Genomic DNA, 13,793 nt, shown 5'->3' with positions numbered 1-13,793 from the left:
CTGCGGCATCACAGGCAATATAATTGATAATCATTCTCAAATAATAACCAGTCCTGTCGGATCATCCCTGCGCCAAATGCAAGGGCGAACGGCCGCTGTTTGCAGACTGCGCTGATCCTGATCCTGACGCTCATGTTCATGCTCATGCTTATGCTTATGCTTATGCGCCGCTTGCCCACCTACACAACATCACTCGAAAGGAATTCCTTCATGAAGCGTTTGGCGATCGTCTCCGGCCTGTTCACCTCCCTGTTGCTGGCCCTGCCGGCGGGGGCGCACCAGGTCTGGCTGCAGCAGGACGGCAAGCAGGCGAAACTGTATTTCGGCGAATTCGGCGACAACCTGCGCGAAGTCTCGCCCGGGCTGCTGGACAAGTTCGTCTCGCCCAGCGCAGTGCTGATCGGCCCGCAGGGCGACCGTACCCTGGAACTGAGCAAGGCGGCCAATGCCTTCAATCTGTCGGCCAGCGCCGGCAAGGGCGAATCCATCGTGGCCGAGGATGCCCACTACCCGGTCTTCGAGAACAAGCACGCCACCCCGCCCACCCGCACTGCCTGGACCCCGGCAGCACGTCTGGTGACTTCGCAGCAGGCCCAGGAGCCGCGCCTGGCGCTGGACATCGTCCCCACCGGCAAGCCCGGCCAGTTCAAGGTCAGCTACAAGAACGCCGCGCTGCCCAAGGCCAAGGTCGGTCTGGTGACGCCGTCGGGCTGGATGAAGGAAGCCCACTCCGATGCCGAGGGCCTGGTGCAGTTCGACCTGCCCTGGCAGGGGGTGTACGTTGCCGAGGTGCACCACACCGACAAGACCGCCGGCGAACGCGACGGCAAGGCCTATGACATCGCCAGCTTCGTGACCACCCTGTCGCTGGTCCAGCCCAAGGGCCTGAAGGCCTTGCCGGCGGCACCTGCGGCCACGCCCAACAAGTAAGCCGGGCGTCCTCCTTCCATGGCAAGCATGAAACCGATTTCTTCCAGCGGCCCGGCCTTGCACTATCGCCTGGCCGTGTTCTCCCGTGCCCTGGCCGCCGTCGGTGGCGGTTATGTGATCAGCACGCTCAGTACGATGGTGTTGGCGCGCCTGCTGCCGATGGCGCCGGCCGACGCGGTGATGACGGCGACCATGCTGTCCTTCGCCATCTTCACCTGCGCCGTGATCTGGGTCTTTGCAGCGCGTAGCGCCGCGCGGTCCTGGCTTGGGCTGGCGCTGCCGGCGCTGCTGCTGGCCTTGCTGGCCTGGCTGACCGGAACCGGGAGCGTGCTGCCGTGAGGGAGGGATTCCGACAATCGATGGCCTGGCTGCATACCTGGTGCGGCTTGCTGGTGTGCTGGGTGCTGCTGCTGGTGTTTGCCGGCGGCACCGCTAGTTATTACAAGGAAGAGATCAGCCTGTGGATGATGCCGGAGCTGCACGCTACCCGTTCGGCGCCGGTGCCGCAGGCCCAGGCCATCGAGCATGCCGTGGCCTATCTGCAGCAGAAGGCACCCCAGGCCGAGCGCTGGTTCATCACCCTGCCGGCCGAGCGCAGCGTGGCCATGCGGGTGGGCTGGGTGGCGCCGGCTGGGGATGGCACGGGCGGTAAGGGCGCCAGCGCGCGCAGCCGCTTCAAGAGCGAGCGCATCGACGCCGCCACCGGCCAGCCGCTGGCACAGGTGCGCGACACACGCGGCGGCGAGTTCCTGTACCGCCTGCATTTCGACCTGCACTACATGCCGGTGCAATGGGCGCGCTGGATCGTCAGTATCTGTGCGCTGTTCATGCTGGTGGCCATCATCAGCGGGGTGATCACGCACAAGCGCATCTTCAAGGATTTCTTCACCTTCCGCCCCCACAAGGGACAGCGTTCCTGGCTTGATGCCCACAACGCCACGGCGGTACTGGCGCTGCCGTTCCATCTGATGATCACCTATACCGGGCTGGTCACGCTGATGTTCATGATCATGCCCTGGGGCGTGCAAAGCGCCTACCGCGACAAGGGCGGCGAGACCGCTTTCTTCGAGACCGTGTTCCCCGGCACCGCCGGTCGCGTCAAGCCGTCCGGCGTGGCCGCGCCCCTCACCGCGCTGGCGCCGCTGGCGACCCAGGCGCAGCAGCACTGGCAGGGCGCGCCACTGGCCGTGCTGGTGGTCAACAACCCGGGCGACGTCAAGGCCACCGTGGTCATCACGCGGCAGAAGATGAGCACGCTGTCCTCCCTGCAACCGGGGCTGATGTACCAGGGCGTCACAGGCGAACGGCTGGCCGCCTATGGCGACGATCCCAGTGCGACCGCTGTCACCCGGGGCGCGCTGTATGGCCTGCACCTGGCGCATTTCGCCGATCCCTGGCTGCGGGCGCTGTTCTTCCTGTGCGGCCTGTCGGGCTACCTGATGGTGGCCAGCGGCGCCGTGCTGTGGGCGGTCAAGACGCGCCAGAAAGAGGCCAAGGCCATCGCCGGCGGCGCACGCGCCAGCTTCGGCCTGCGACTGGTGGAGGCGCTCAACATCGGCGCCATCGTCGGCCTGCCGATCGCCTTGGCCAGTTACTTCTGGGCCAACCGCTTGCTGCCGCTGGAATTGCACCAGCGCGCGCAGATGGAAATCAACCTCTTCTTCGCTGCCTGGGCGGCGGCGGCGGTGCTGGCGCAAGTACGACCGGACCTGCGCATGTGGCGCCTGCAACTGGGGCTGGGCGCGGCGCTGTTCATCGGTCTTCCGCTGCTCAACGTGTTCACGACGCAATCCCACCTGGGCGTGACGCTCCTGCTGGGCCGTGGTCCCTGGCCCGTGGCGGCATTTGATCTCACCGTGCTGGCGCTGGGGATTGCTCTGGCGATGGCCGAACGGGTACTGGCGCGGCGCCAGCGCAAGCGCCAGGATGCCCTGCAGGCCGCGCCGGCCAAGTCCAGGGTCGAGCGCGATCCCGTGGAGGAGACGGCATGACAGCCTTCGGATTCCTGCTCGCGCTGGGCCTGGCCTACTGCGCCTGGAGCGCTCTGGCACTGGCCATGGACCGGCACTATGCCGAGCTGCACGGACGCGGCGCCGAGCCCGCACCGCCGGTGCGTCGTCGCCTGCGGCAACTGGGTGGGCTGGGTCTGGTGGCCAGCCTGGCGGTGACGATGCGCATGCAAGGCTGGAGCGTGGGGATGGTGGCCGGCCTGGGCGTATTGACCCTGTCTGCACTGCTGCAGGTACTGGCCTTGACCTACTGGCCCACCCGCGGGCCGGCGCTGACGCGGATCGTCCTGTTCGGACTGCCGGTCCTGCTGCTGTTGTGGGCGATGGAAAACCTGTTGTGATGCACTGCCCGGAAAGTCGCTGCCAGTCAGGCGTGGCGCGCATTGCGCGCAGCGGGTTTGATTTGGATTAAGGGGCGGCTTGCCAAATTCAGGTCCAATCTCAACTCCTCTCTGTTGTATTTGCGGGCTGCGGCAATTTTTGCTGCAGCCCTTTTTTATCCCCCTTTATTCCCGCCTTTATTCCTGCCTTTGTTCCCGCCAGCAAGGCCGAGCAAGCCGCTTATGCAGCCTGCTCCGATGGTGGAGGCAACAAGCCCATCTCGCTGCGGAACAGCGCTTCCATGTCACGCCGCACGCGGATGGCTTCGCGGCTGTCATCGATGCTCACATCGGCCCAGCTCAGCGTCTGTCCGGCCGCCACGGCGCGCCGCAGGACGATGCCATGCGCCAGGCCGATGGGCAGGGCCTCGTGGTTCAGCGATGCCGCCGCCGGCATCAGCTTGCCGTAGACCATGTAGCCGCCTTCGCCATCGAGTCTTTCTCCGGCCTGCAGGTCGCGCTTGGCCACAGCTACCGTATCGCCGTTGAAGCCCAGCGTGCTGCCGGTGGGCTGGCCGCGCACGGCGATGCTGGCCACCGAATAGCCCAGTTCCAGGCCAATCAGGTGATAGGGCTTGTACATGGAGGCGTAGCGGCCGCTGGCATCGGTCCTCAGGCCGTACTGCGCGAAGCAGTCGCGCACGTAGTCGGTGGGGGCCTCGAAGGTGACATAGACGCCCCAGCGCAGATCGCGCGATACCGGCCGGCCATCACGCTCCAGCGAGGACACCACCTCCACCGTGCCGGCGTGCGGCAGCAGCCCGCCATCGGCACGCGGACGCAGCAGGGTCGGCAGGTCATCCACGCCGCAGGGCGGGAAGGCCAGGCCGCTGTCGGCCGGATGCAGGCCGCAGGCGTTGGCCACGGCCGCCATCTCCAGCGCCGACTTGGTGCCGTCGAGGAAGGAATTGAACATCTGCGCGTTGAAGTCGCCGCCGGCCACCTGTTCCTCGGAAAAGCCGTAATGGCCCCACACCGTATCGGGCGTGGACTGATGGTACTGCGGCAGGTACTTGGTCCCCTTGCCGGCACAGACCACGTCGAAACCCGAAGTACGCGCCCAATCGACCATCTCGGCGATGAGGGCCGGCTGGTCGCCGGAGGCCATGGAATAGAGGATCCCGGCTTCGGCGGCGCGCCGTGCCAGCAGCGGCCCGGCCAGGGCGTCGGCTTCGACGTTGACCATGATGATGTGCTTGCGATGCGCGCAGCACAGCAGGGCGTGACGGATGCCGGCAGCCGGGCTGCCGGTGGCGTCGATGATGATGTCGATCTGGGGCTGCGCGATCAAGGCTTCGGCATCGTCCTGGATGAAGGTACTGCCGTGGCGCAGCGCCTCCTCCCAGGAGCGGGCGCCATATTGTCCGGCCACCCAGCCCACCCGCTGCAGCGCTGCCTGTGCCCGCGCTGGCGAGAGATCGGCAATGCCCAGCAGATGCACGCCCGGCGTGCGCGGCACCTGGGACAGGAACATCGAACCGAACTTGCCGGCACCGATCAGGCCGACCCGCACAGGCTTGCCCTGTGCCGCCAGCGCCTTGAGTTGATGGAACATGCTTGCCACGGGTTTCTCCTAGTCACGTCGGCCGGTCGGCCAGTGAAAAAAAAGTAGCATTGGGGTTTTGTCGCGTAAATGTCGAGATTTGCACACCGTTCGTGTGAAAATTCACATGCCACGCCCATCAAGAGAACCTATGCACAGCTTCGACTGGGACGATCTGCAAGCCTTTCTCGCCGTGGTACGCGCCGGCCGCCTGACGGTCGCGGCGCGCAAGCTGGGGGTGGATCATTCCACGCTGAGCCGCCGCATCGTGGCGCTGGAGCGTGCCATCGGCCAGACCCTGTTCGACCGTCGCGCCAACGGCTACGCGCTCACTGTCGAAGGCGAGCGACTGGTGCCCGATGCCGAGGCCATGGAAAACCTGGCTGTCCGCATCGGCGCCCGCCAGGATGACCCGGCCCAGGGGCTGACCGGCTCGGTGCGCATCGGCACGCCCGAGGCCTGGGGCACCTACTTCCTGGCTGCGCAACTGCAGGCGCTGGCGCAGCGGCATCCCGAGCTGGAGGTTGAGCTGGTGGCCAATCCCCGCATGTTCAGCCTGTCCCGGCGCGAGGCCGATATCGCCATCAGCATGACGCGACCGGAGCAGGGCCGGCTGATCGCACGCCGGCTCAATGATTATTCGCTGGGGGTCTACGCCAGTGCTGATTACCTGGCGCGCCACGGCCCGCTGACGCAACGGCAGCAGCTGCAGGGGCAGCGTTGGGTCGGCTATATCGAGGATCTGATGTGGTCGCCTGAACTGGACTACCTGGCCGAGATTTCACCGGCCATCCGGCCGCAGGTGCGCATCTCCAATGTCATCAGCCAGGTGCAGGCGGTGAAGGCAGGTGTCGGCATGGGCGTGCTGCCTTGCTTCCTGGCGCGCCGCGAGCCGGGATTGATCCGGGTGCTGCCGCAAGAGATTGCGCTGTCCCGCTGCTATTGGCTGGTCACGCATGCGGATGCGCGCGATCTGTTGCGGGTGCAGGTGGTGGCGGATTTCATCGTGGACCGGCTGGCAGCCCTGGGGGAGGAATTCTGGGGAGCGGGGCCGGCTGAAGTGCCACCGGCCACCGCTTGAGTTGGCTTCGCGCTTCAGTTGCCGCGGGCCTTGGCGATGGTTTCGCGGGCAGCTTCCATCAGGGCGGCTGGTTCGGGGGCGTTGGATTCCAGGTAGGAGTTTTCCAGTGTCACCGAAAGATTGCTCATCTTCTCCGATAACTCCGCCAATGCCACGCTGAGCTCACACATCAGGGCCGAGATGTTTTTGGGGGACTGCGTCATGCCGTTTTCCTTTCAGATGTCGCACCGTGACTGCTGTGCAAGACCCGGGGCAGGTTCATCGCGCATGCAGGCTGGTGCGTACCAATCGATTACGTCGTGAGCTTTGGCTATTCTAAGTCAAGCCGAATGCAGGTACGACCACCGGCCTGAATAAAAGTGCGACAAATCTGCCTGCGAAGTGCAGGCTTGTTGTGCTGTGGACATGAAGTTTTCTTCAGCGTTGCTGCAACGGCATGCAAACGTTCAGGCGCCTTGCCAAGGTGAGAAGCCAGATGCTCGCGGGTCCCCGGATTCAGGCGGCGAGCGCCTGCTGCAACATGATTTCCTCGACGAAACCGGCAAACGCCCTGGCCTTGGCCGAGGCCATGCGTCCGGTAGGAAACACCGCCCACAGCGCGATCTCGGGCAGCGACCAGTCCGGCAACAGACGCTGCACGCTGCCATCGGCCAGTTCGGGCGCGAACATCCAGTCGGAGACGATGGTCAGGCCGATGCCGGCCAGTACCCCCGCACGGATGCCTTCGGCGGCGTTGAAGCGTACCCGTCCACTTACCAATACCGACACTTCGCTGCCTTCCCGCGTGAAGGTCCAGACATTGCTCAACTGGCTGAAGACCAATGTTTCATGGGCCGACAGGTCGGCGGGCACCCGTGGGGCGTCGATCTGCTTCAGGTAGCTGGCACTGGCCAGCACGGAACGTCGGCTGGTGGCCAGCTTGCGCGCGACCACGCCAGAGTCGGCCAGGCTGCCCATGCGCAGCGAGACATCGATGCCCTCGGCGATGAGGTCGATGGTGCGGTCGTCCAGAATCACATCGACCTCCAGCCCGGGGTGGCGTGCGAGGAAATGCGGCAGATGGGGAATCACGAACAGTCGCGCAAAGGTCGGCGCGGCAGAAATGCGCAGCCGCCCGGACAGCCCGGCACCGGCGCCCCGGGCCGCCAGTTCGGCTTCGTCGGCCTCCTGGATCGCCACGCGGGCACGCTCGTAGAAACGCAGCCCGGCCTCGGTCGGCGTGAGTCCATGGGTGGAGCGCAGCAGCAGCTTGACCTGCAGCTTGTCTTCCAGCTGCGCCACGGTCTTGGAGACGGCCGGTTGCCCCACGCCCAATACCCGCGCCGCGCCGGAAAAGGATCCAGCCTCCACCACCCGCACAAAACTCGTCATTGCCAGCAAGCGATCCATGTCTCACCCATTCCTGTTTGGAATGAGCATTATAGCTGGCAGCTATCTGCCATTCCTACCGATGGGGGAACAGAATGCGTTCCATCGGCTGGCGCACACACCACCGGCCGCCACACTGCAGGACCCACTCAACCCCAGCAACAGAAAACAGGAAACAGGAGCTTCATCATGACTTTGCAAGACCGACTCGACACATTCAAGGCCGACTTCGTGGCCGGCAAGCCGCCCTACAACGTGCCGCCCGCCGTGATCGCCACCATGCAACGCGCCACTGACGAACTGATCGCCTCGGGCGCGGCGCAACGAGCGCTCAAGGCCGGTGACCGCGCACCCGATTTCGTCCTGCCCGACCCCGAGGGCAAGCCAGTGTCGTCCACCGAATTGCTGGCCGAGGGGCCGCTGGTGCTGAGCTTCTATCGCGGCGTCTGGTGCCCCTACTGCAACATGGAACTGCAGGCGCTGCAGGAAGCATTGCCGGCCATGCGCGAACTGGGCGCTAGCCTGGTGGCGATCTCGCCGCAGTTGCCGGCCAACAGCCGCAAGGCATTGCGTCAGAATGCGCTGGAATTCCCCATCCTGTCGGATAGCCACAATGAAGTGGCGGCCGCCTTCGGCCTGCGCTTCACCTTGCCTGACTATCTGGTGCAGCTCTATCAGTCGCTCAAGAACGACCTGCCGGCCTTCAATGGCGACCCGGGCTGGACCCTGCCGATGCCGGCGCGCTATGTGATCGGTCGTGATGGCGTCATCGTCTACGCCGAGGTCAATCCCGACTACACGCGCCGTCCCGATCCGTCGGACATGCTGCCGGCCCTTCGCCAGGCGGCGCTCTGATCGGAGGATGGTGTCAGTGCCGGGCCAGCACGACCAGGCCCGGCACGGCCTGCTGCATTTCCACGCGCAGGCTTTCTTCGCGGATCAGCAGCGGATGCAGGCCGGCAGTGCGCAGGCAGCCTTCGAGGTAGGCGCGCTGGTGGCGGAAGCGACCACTGGCGTGGAGATGGTAGGGGGCCGCGTGTTCGCTGTCGGCCAGTTCCACGGTGAAGAACAGATGTCCGCCCTGACGCAGCGATTGCGCGGCGGCGCTGAAGAACGCCTCCAGTTGACCGCAGTAGATCAGCACATCGCACGCCACGATCAGGTCGTAATGGTGTGCGTGCGTGCTCATCCATTCGCTCACTTCAGCCTGTGCCAGATGGGCATAGTCGTGATGGCGGGCGGCGTGGCCCAGCATGTTGGGCGACAGGTCTATCCCTTCCAGCCGGCGCGCATAGGGTGCCAGTACCGGTGCGCACAGGCCGGTGCCACAGCCGGCGTCCAGCACGTCCAGCACGGCTTGCGGCGGTGGCAGCTCGGCCTGCAATACCGCCGCCAATACCTGCGGGCCACGGTATTCCAGATGCGACACCAGGTTGCTGTCGAAGTGATCGGCATAGTCGTCGAAGCGACGCACGATGTAGTCACGCGGTACCGTATCACTGGGCAGGCCGGCATAGGCCGCATGCATGTGGGTGGCGATGGGGTGGCCGGGTTCTTCCTGCAGCCATTGGCGGCAGACCTCGGCCGCCTGTTGCGGCTGCCCCAGGAAGTAGTGGGAGATGGCCAGCAGCTCGCGTGACTTGCCTTCATGCGGCGGCAACACATAGGCCATGCACTGGTAGCGCGAACTGAGCATGCGCTCGCCGGCCTGGCCGTGCAGTTCTGCCAGCTGGTGCATGGCGGGCTGCCATTGCGGGTCGATGGCCAGCGCTCGTTCACAGGCGCCGATGGCCGCCTCGTTCTTGCCCTGCCCGCGCAGGGCGGCACCCAGGTTGTTCCACAGCTGCGCGTCGTCCGGTCGCAGGGCAAGTGCGTCGTCGTAGGCCTTGGCCGCCGCTGCGAATTGCTGGCAGGCGAACAGCACATTGCCCAGGTCATTGCACCAGTCGGGATCGGGCGCGGCCAGGTCGGCCGCCTGGTGCATCAGGGCCAGACCTTCATCATGCTGGCCGCGCTGGTGCAGCAATACACCCAGATAGTGCAGCGCCGCTGCATGGTGCTCGTCGAGCTCCAGCAGCAGACGATAGTCGTCTTCGGCGTCGTCCAGGCGGCCGGCGGCGTGATGGGCGAATGCAGAAGTGAAGCTTTGTTCGACGAGGTCTTGCAGTGCGTTTGAATGGGCCAAGTGGGGCTCCTTATCGGGATAGCAGGGCCGGGGTCGGGCCGGCGATGGCGGCGCTGGCGACGCTGGCGACGCTGCCGTGCGGCAGCGGATCGGCCTCTGTGGCCGATGACGCCAGCGTGAAAGCGGCTACCGATGTGGTCAGGGCGACGGCCTGGGCGGTCAGGCCATGGGCCGCTGCCGAGGTCTGCTCCACCAGTGCGGCGTTCTGTTGGGTGGCCTGGTCCATATCCACCAGGGTGCGGCTGACCCGGTCGATGCCTTCGGCTTGTTCGCGGGTGGCGGTGGCGATGTCACGGACGGTGCTCATCACGTGACCGAACGACACCACGATCTGCCCGATGGCCTGGTCAGCCTGCCTGACCTGATCGGCCGCCTGGCCTACCGAACCGATCGAATCCGCAATCAGTTCCTTGACTTCGCGCGCCGCTTCGGCGCTGCGCAGCGCCAGTGAGCGGACTTCTGCCGCGACCACCGCAAAACCACGCCCCTGGCTGCCGGCGCGGGCCGCCTCCACCGCCGCGTTCAGGGCCAGGATGTTGGTCTGGAAGGCAATGCCATCGATCACGCTGACAATGTCTGAAATGCGTCCTGCGCTGGCGGTGACCCGCGCCATGGCGCCGGCGATACCGCCCATGACCTGGCCACCGCGCTGGGCGTCGTGGGCGGCGGTGGCGGCCAGGGCATTGGTGCGTTCGGCGTTCTGTGCGTTGTTGCCGACGGCTGCCGACAACTGCCGCAGGGTGGCGGCGGTCTCTTCCAGTGCGGCGGCTTGTGCTTCGGTGCGTTGCGCCAGTTCACCATTGCCTTGCGCGATGTCGCGCGCGCCCTGATGCACATCACGGGTGGCATCGCGGATGTCGACGACGGTGGCGCCCAGGCTCTCCTGCATGCGTGCCAGCGCCGCCAGCAGCACCCCGATCTCGTTGCGGGAAATGCCCTGCACCGGATGGCCGAGATTGCCGTCGGCGATGCGATCGAAATGCTGCGCAGCCTGCCTCAGCGGCTTGAGCACCAGTCGCCCGAACAGCCACCAGCACAGGCCGGCGAGCAACAACGAGCAAGCCAGCATCGCGACGGCCAGGTAGGTGGTCGTTGCGATACGTCGCTCGGCTGCCAGGCGCAGATCGTCACGCACGGTTTCGGCCTGGGCGATCACCTCGCGCAGGGTGGCGGCGAATTCACGGTCGGCGGCTTCCGCACTGACGGTCGCAGCCGCATAGTCGTCCAGCGAGACGTCATAGAGCGCGACCTCGCGCAGGCCGAGGACCTTGGTATAGGCCTCGTAGGCCTGGTTCACGCGGACGACCTGGGCCTCGGCCATCGCCTCGGCCGGCAGTGTCCTGCGGTAGCCCTCGAAGGCCTTGCGGGCCGCCTGCAAGGCGGCCGAGGCACGCCGGGTGTAGTCGTTGGACTTGATCTGGTCATCCTTGACCAGGTTGATGTAGGCGTTGTCCATGTTGATCAGGGTCGACAGGAACAGCCGCTCGGTATCGTGCAGGGGCTGGATGCGCTGGTCCGACAGCACGATCAGGGCGGTGGTGGCCTGGGCCGCCGCCCGTGCGCCTTGCCAGGCGATGCCCACTGCGATCCACAAGGCCAGGGAGAAAATACCCACCACCAGCAGCAATGCGCTGCGTAAGCTCAGTCTTGCCAGCATGTTCGGCTCCTGCGCTGTTCAACGCAGACCGAGGCGATGGTCCAGCGACCAGGTGCCGCCACCACGTGCCACCAGCAGCAGGAGCAGGCCGGCCCAGGACAGGTGCGTCGGCCAGGCATCCGGATAGACAAAGATCTCGATGACCGCCGTCATGCCCAGCAGGGCCAGCGCCGCGCCGCGGGTGAACAGGCCCAGCACCAGCAGCAGCGGGAACAGGTGTTCCGCATAGGCCGCCAGGTGTGCGGCGAGATCGGGCGGCACCAGCGGCAGCCGGTATTCCTCCTGGAACAGGACGTAGGTGCTGTCCTTGATGGTGAGCCAGCCGCTGACCTTGGTGCGGCCGGAGAGAAAGAAGATCGCCGCGATCGCCACCCGTGCCACCAGGGCCAGCAGGGTGTCGCTGATGAGACCCTGGGCGAGTCCTGCGGCGCGGTTCCAGAGCGTGGGGCGGACTTGGTCGACCGTGGTGGCCGGCAGGGCGCTGCGATGTTGCATGGTGTTCTCCGTCAATTGAAGGTGAATGCGGTAAAGGCGCCGGCCAGCAGCAGCCGGCCCAGCAGGGCGGCGACATCCAGATCAGGTTCCTGCGCCAGCGCCAGCGCGGCGGCCTGGGTGACGGGCTGGCCTTCGCGGCAGGCGTCCAGGAAGCGGCATGCCCCGTGGCTGATTGCCTGCCATTGCACCTCGGCCTGCGGCCGGGTGAAGAGTGCGGCTTCGCCCTGCCAGTCGATATCACCCGGATCGATCGCGGGGTCGGTGCGATTGGCCGACCAGATGGTGGTCACCGGATGCTGCGCATCGTGGTGCCAGCGCGTGGCGGCATGCGGTACCAGGCACACGTCCTGTCCGGCCACCAGCGCACTCTGCAGGGCGGTGCTCTCCACCATGGGCTGGTCGGCAGCCAGGTGGGCTTCGGTCCAGCAGCGGTCGAGCGTGGCCACGCCGGGCAGGTAGGGCAGTTCATCGGCGGCGGGCAGGGCCGCCAGGAAGGCGGCAAAGCCTTCGCCATAGGCGATCAGGCTGGCCTGCCGGGGCAGGTGGTCGCGGGCGTAGGCCAAGGCGGCGGCGTGCATCCAGTCGCTGCCGACCAGCCGCTGCACGGCCGGGTAGTTGGCGGCCAGGGCGTCCACGCAGCCCTTGAAGACGGTATTGCGGTAGACCGCGAAGGCCGGCTGCCGCAGCAGGGCGGCGACGGTGGCGTCGTCGCTGTGGTCTTCCAGGAGGGCTTGCAGGAAGGCCGGGTAGTAGTGGACATCGTCCGTGGTGAGCTCGCTCATGCCGCCTGCTCCTGGTCTGCCTGTGCAACATTGGCCAGCAGATCGGCGGCCATGGTGCGCTCTTGCAGCAACTGCTCGAAGGCCGGCACGTTGCCGTCGCGTTCGATCAGGGTGGGGCGGGGGCCGATGCGCGTGATCAGGTGCTGGTACAACGCCCAGACCACCGGCGCCACCGGCGCGTCGTGCGAGTCCACCAGCAGACCGGGCAGGCTGGCATCGGCGCTATGGCCGGCGAGGTGGATTTCATGGATGTCGGCCGCGGGCAGCTGGTCCAGGTAGGCGCGGGCATCGATGCCGAGGTTGCAGGCGCTGACATGGACGTTGTTGACATCGATCAGCAGGGCGCAACCGGTACGGCGGACCAGTTCCTGCAGGAATTCCGGCTCGCTCCAGGCGTGCTGTTCCATGTGCAGGTAATGTGAAGGATTCTCCAGGGCGATGCGGCGCTTGAGCGCATCCTGCGTGCGGTTGATGTTGGCCGCCACGCGTGCCAGCGTGGTGCTGGTGCGGGGCACCGGCAGCAGGTCGGGCAGATAGTGGCCGGCGATGCGTGACCAGGCCAGGTGCTCCGAGACCAGCACCGCTTCCACCCGGTCGATCAGATGCGCCAGTCGGCGCAGGTGATCGGGGTCGGGGGCATCGGGGCCGGCCAGGGACAACGACACACCATGCAAGGCCAGGGGATGGCGTTCGCGGATGGCCTGCAGCCAGGCCAGGCGGGGGCCGCCGTCCATCAGGTAGTTCTCCGGATGTACTTCGAACCACAGGCCTGCCTGCCCGCAGGCCAGCGCTGCATCGAAATGCTGGGGCTTCAGACCGAGTCCGGCCGAGATGGTGTGGGTGGTCATGACCGTCTCGCTTACATCGGCTTGAGCGAACCCATGCCGTGCGGGGTCTTGATGGAGGTGCAGGTACCGGCCGGCACGTTCTTCCAGGCATTGCCCTGGTAGTCCATCTTGGCGGTGCCGGCGCAGGTGGTGCCTTCACCGGCCTTGCAGTCGTTCTGGCCGGCCATGGAGACGCCATAGCACTTCTCGACGGCGGTCTTGTTCATCGGTTGCTTGTCTTGTGCCATGGCCACGCCCGAAGCGAGGGTGGCGAGGGTCAGGGCGGCGGTGGCGACGATACGTGCGTTCATGGTGGACTCCTTGAAATTGGAAAGTGAAGAAAGTGATAGCGACCGGTGCAGTCCACCGGCGGGGGATGCCGTGGCTGCCGATCTGATGGTTAATTCGCCGGCAGTCGGGCGCCGGTTACAGCCGTCGCAAAATTTTTCGGATAAATATTTTTTGCGCAGCCTGTAACCGGGGGCAGGGTTCTGACGAATACACAGGAGAGCGCCCGGAGCGCGTACCTGCTCGCA

The 13,793-nt window shown here is 66.0% G+C and carries 15 protein-coding genes; 6 read left to right on the top strand and 9 right to left on the bottom strand.

What is annotated here, in order from left to right:
- Nucleotides 1-210 precede the first annotated feature (210 nt).
- Genes HBH1_RS16710 through HBH1_RS16695 form a run of 4 tightly spaced genes read left to right on the top strand, consistent with a single transcriptional unit; the run spans nucleotide 211 to nucleotide 3,280 of the window.
- The gene (locus HBH1_RS16710; RefSeq protein WP_006465580.1) at nucleotides 211-930 is read left to right on the top strand and encodes a hypothetical protein; all 720 of its coding nucleotides are present in this window, start codon (nucleotides 211-213) and stop codon (nucleotides 928-930) included.
- Nucleotides 931-957: 27 nt separating this feature from the next.
- Nucleotides 958-1,269, top strand: a complete 312-nt coding sequence (locus tag HBH1_RS16705; protein ID WP_102663646.1) for a DUF3649 domain-containing protein — start codon at nucleotides 958-960, stop codon at nucleotides 1,267-1,269.
- Nucleotides 1,270-1,289: 20 nt separating this feature from the next.
- Nucleotides 1,290-2,921, top strand: a complete 1,632-nt coding sequence (locus HBH1_RS16700) for a PepSY-associated TM helix domain-containing protein (RefSeq protein ID WP_102663645.1) — start codon at nucleotides 1,290-1,292, stop codon at nucleotides 2,919-2,921.
- The gene (locus tag HBH1_RS16695; protein ID WP_102663644.1) at nucleotides 2,918-3,280 is read left to right on the top strand and encodes a DUF3325 domain-containing protein; all 363 of its coding nucleotides are present in this window, start codon (nucleotides 2,918-2,920) and stop codon (nucleotides 3,278-3,280) included. Before HBH1_RS16700 ends, HBH1_RS16695 begins: the two co-directional genes overlap by 4 nt.
- 220 nt (nucleotides 3,281-3,500) lie before the next feature.
- Here HBH1_RS16695 and HBH1_RS16690 read toward each other — a convergent pair whose 3' ends face one another.
- The gene (locus tag HBH1_RS16690) at nucleotides 3,501-4,874 is read right to left on the bottom strand and encodes an NAD(P)H-dependent oxidoreductase (protein WP_102663643.1); all 1,374 of its coding nucleotides are present in this window, start codon (nucleotides 4,872-4,874) and stop codon (nucleotides 3,501-3,503) included.
- Between the two features lie 139 nt (nucleotides 4,875-5,013).
- Between HBH1_RS16690 and HBH1_RS16685 the strand changes: the two genes are divergently transcribed.
- Nucleotides 5,014-5,943, top strand: a complete 930-nt coding sequence (locus HBH1_RS16685; protein WP_006465585.1) for a LysR family transcriptional regulator — start codon at nucleotides 5,014-5,016, stop codon at nucleotides 5,941-5,943.
- A 14-nt stretch (nucleotides 5,944-5,957) separates the two neighbouring features.
- Here HBH1_RS16685 and HBH1_RS16680 read toward each other — a convergent pair whose 3' ends face one another.
- Nucleotides 5,958-6,146 (bottom strand): hypothetical protein, encoded by a 189-nt coding sequence (locus HBH1_RS16680; protein ID WP_006465586.1) that lies wholly within the window; start codon nucleotides 6,144-6,146, stop codon nucleotides 5,958-5,960.
- A 292-nt stretch (nucleotides 6,147-6,438) separates the two neighbouring features.
- Complete coding sequence (locus HBH1_RS16675; protein ID WP_102663642.1) at nucleotides 6,439-7,332, bottom strand: LysR family transcriptional regulator; 894 nt, start codon at nucleotides 7,330-7,332, stop codon at nucleotides 6,439-6,441.
- 168 nt (nucleotides 7,333-7,500) lie between these two features.
- Between HBH1_RS16675 and HBH1_RS16670 the strand changes: the two genes are divergently transcribed.
- Nucleotides 7,501-8,166 (top strand): peroxiredoxin-like family protein, encoded by a 666-nt coding sequence (locus HBH1_RS16670; protein WP_102663641.1) that lies wholly within the window; start codon nucleotides 7,501-7,503, stop codon nucleotides 8,164-8,166.
- A 13-nt stretch (nucleotides 8,167-8,179) separates the two neighbouring features.
- Here the strand turns inward: HBH1_RS16670 and HBH1_RS16665 are convergent, their stop codons facing one another.
- The 6 genes from HBH1_RS16665 to HBH1_RS16640 are packed head-to-tail and all read right to left on the bottom strand — an operon-like array spanning nucleotide 8,180 to nucleotide 13,568.
- On the bottom strand, nucleotides 8,180-9,496 hold the full coding sequence (locus HBH1_RS16665) for a tetratricopeptide repeat protein (protein ID WP_102663640.1): 1,317 nt from the start codon (nucleotides 9,494-9,496) through the stop codon (nucleotides 8,180-8,182).
- A gap of 10 nt (nucleotides 9,497-9,506) precedes the next feature.
- On the bottom strand, nucleotides 9,507-11,153 hold the full coding sequence (locus HBH1_RS16660) for a methyl-accepting chemotaxis protein (protein WP_102663639.1): 1,647 nt from the start codon (nucleotides 11,151-11,153) through the stop codon (nucleotides 9,507-9,509).
- Nucleotides 11,154-11,171: 18 nt separating this feature from the next.
- Complete coding sequence (locus HBH1_RS16655; protein ID WP_006465591.1) at nucleotides 11,172-11,648, bottom strand: DoxX family protein; 477 nt, start codon at nucleotides 11,646-11,648, stop codon at nucleotides 11,172-11,174.
- Nucleotides 11,649-11,659: 11 nt separating this feature from the next.
- Nucleotides 11,660-12,430 (bottom strand): HvfC/BufC N-terminal domain-containing protein, encoded by a 771-nt coding sequence (locus tag HBH1_RS16650; protein WP_102663638.1) that lies wholly within the window; start codon nucleotides 12,428-12,430, stop codon nucleotides 11,660-11,662.
- Nucleotides 12,427-13,278, bottom strand: coding sequence for an MNIO family bufferin maturase (locus tag HBH1_RS16645; protein WP_102663637.1), 852 nt, complete (start codon nucleotides 13,276-13,278; stop codon nucleotides 12,427-12,429). The genes HBH1_RS16650 and HBH1_RS16645 overlap by 4 nt, the downstream gene beginning before the upstream one ends.
- Nucleotides 13,279-13,289: 11 nt before the next feature.
- Nucleotides 13,290-13,568: a BufA1 family periplasmic bufferin-type metallophore gene (locus HBH1_RS16640; RefSeq protein ID WP_006465594.1), complete on the bottom strand. Its 279-nt coding sequence runs from the start codon at nucleotides 13,566-13,568 to the stop codon at nucleotides 13,290-13,292.
- Between the last annotated feature and the right edge of the window lie 225 nt (nucleotides 13,569-13,793).

The organism is Herbaspirillum sp. BH-1 (assembly GCF_002870055.1).
Taxonomy (GTDB): domain Bacteria; phylum Pseudomonadota; class Gammaproteobacteria; order Burkholderiales; family Burkholderiaceae_D; genus Herbaspirillum; species Herbaspirillum frisingense.
Note: the sequence above shows the minus strand (reverse complement) of the source record. Positions and strands in the feature narration are given on the sequence as shown.

Excerpts from the sequence above, each read along its gene's own strand:
- HBH1_RS16675 (WP_102663642.1), bottom strand. The coding sequence starts at position 7,332 with ATGGATCGCTTGCTGGCAATGACGAGTTTTGTGCGGGTGGTGGAGGCT.
- HBH1_RS16680 (WP_006465586.1), bottom strand. The coding sequence starts at position 6,146 with ATGACGCAGTCCCCCAAAAACATCTCGGCCCTGATGTGTGAGCTCAGC.
- HBH1_RS16640 (WP_006465594.1), bottom strand. The coding sequence starts at position 13,568 with ATGAACGCACGTATCGTCGCCACCGCCGCCCTGACCCTCGCCACCCTC.
- HBH1_RS16650 (WP_102663638.1), bottom strand. The coding sequence starts at position 12,430 with ATGAGCGAGCTCACCACGGACGATGTCCACTACTACCCGGCCTTCCTG.
- HBH1_RS16710 (WP_006465580.1), top strand. The coding sequence starts at position 211 with ATGAAGCGTTTGGCGATCGTCTCCGGCCTGTTCACCTCCCTGTTGCTG.
- HBH1_RS16690 (WP_102663643.1), bottom strand. The coding sequence starts at position 4,874 with ATGTTCCATCAACTCAAGGCGCTGGCGGCACAGGGCAAGCCTGTGCGG.
- HBH1_RS16705 (WP_102663646.1), top strand. The coding sequence starts at position 958 with ATGAAACCGATTTCTTCCAGCGGCCCGGCCTTGCACTATCGCCTGGCC.
- HBH1_RS16645 (WP_102663637.1), bottom strand. The coding sequence starts at position 13,278 with ATGACCACCCACACCATCTCGGCCGGACTCGGTCTGAAGCCCCAGCAT.
- HBH1_RS16655 (WP_006465591.1), bottom strand. The coding sequence starts at position 11,648 with ATGCAACATCGCAGCGCCCTGCCGGCCACCACGGTCGACCAAGTCCGC.
- HBH1_RS16660 (WP_102663639.1), bottom strand. The coding sequence starts at position 11,153 with ATGCTGGCAAGACTGAGCTTACGCAGCGCATTGCTGCTGGTGGTGGGT.
- HBH1_RS16670 (WP_102663641.1), top strand. The coding sequence starts at position 7,501 with ATGACTTTGCAAGACCGACTCGACACATTCAAGGCCGACTTCGTGGCC.
- HBH1_RS16685 (WP_006465585.1), top strand. The coding sequence starts at position 5,014 with ATGCACAGCTTCGACTGGGACGATCTGCAAGCCTTTCTCGCCGTGGTA.
- HBH1_RS16695 (WP_102663644.1), top strand. The coding sequence starts at position 2,918 with ATGACAGCCTTCGGATTCCTGCTCGCGCTGGGCCTGGCCTACTGCGCC.
- HBH1_RS16700 (WP_102663645.1), top strand. The coding sequence starts at position 1,290 with ATGGCCTGGCTGCATACCTGGTGCGGCTTGCTGGTGTGCTGGGTGCTG.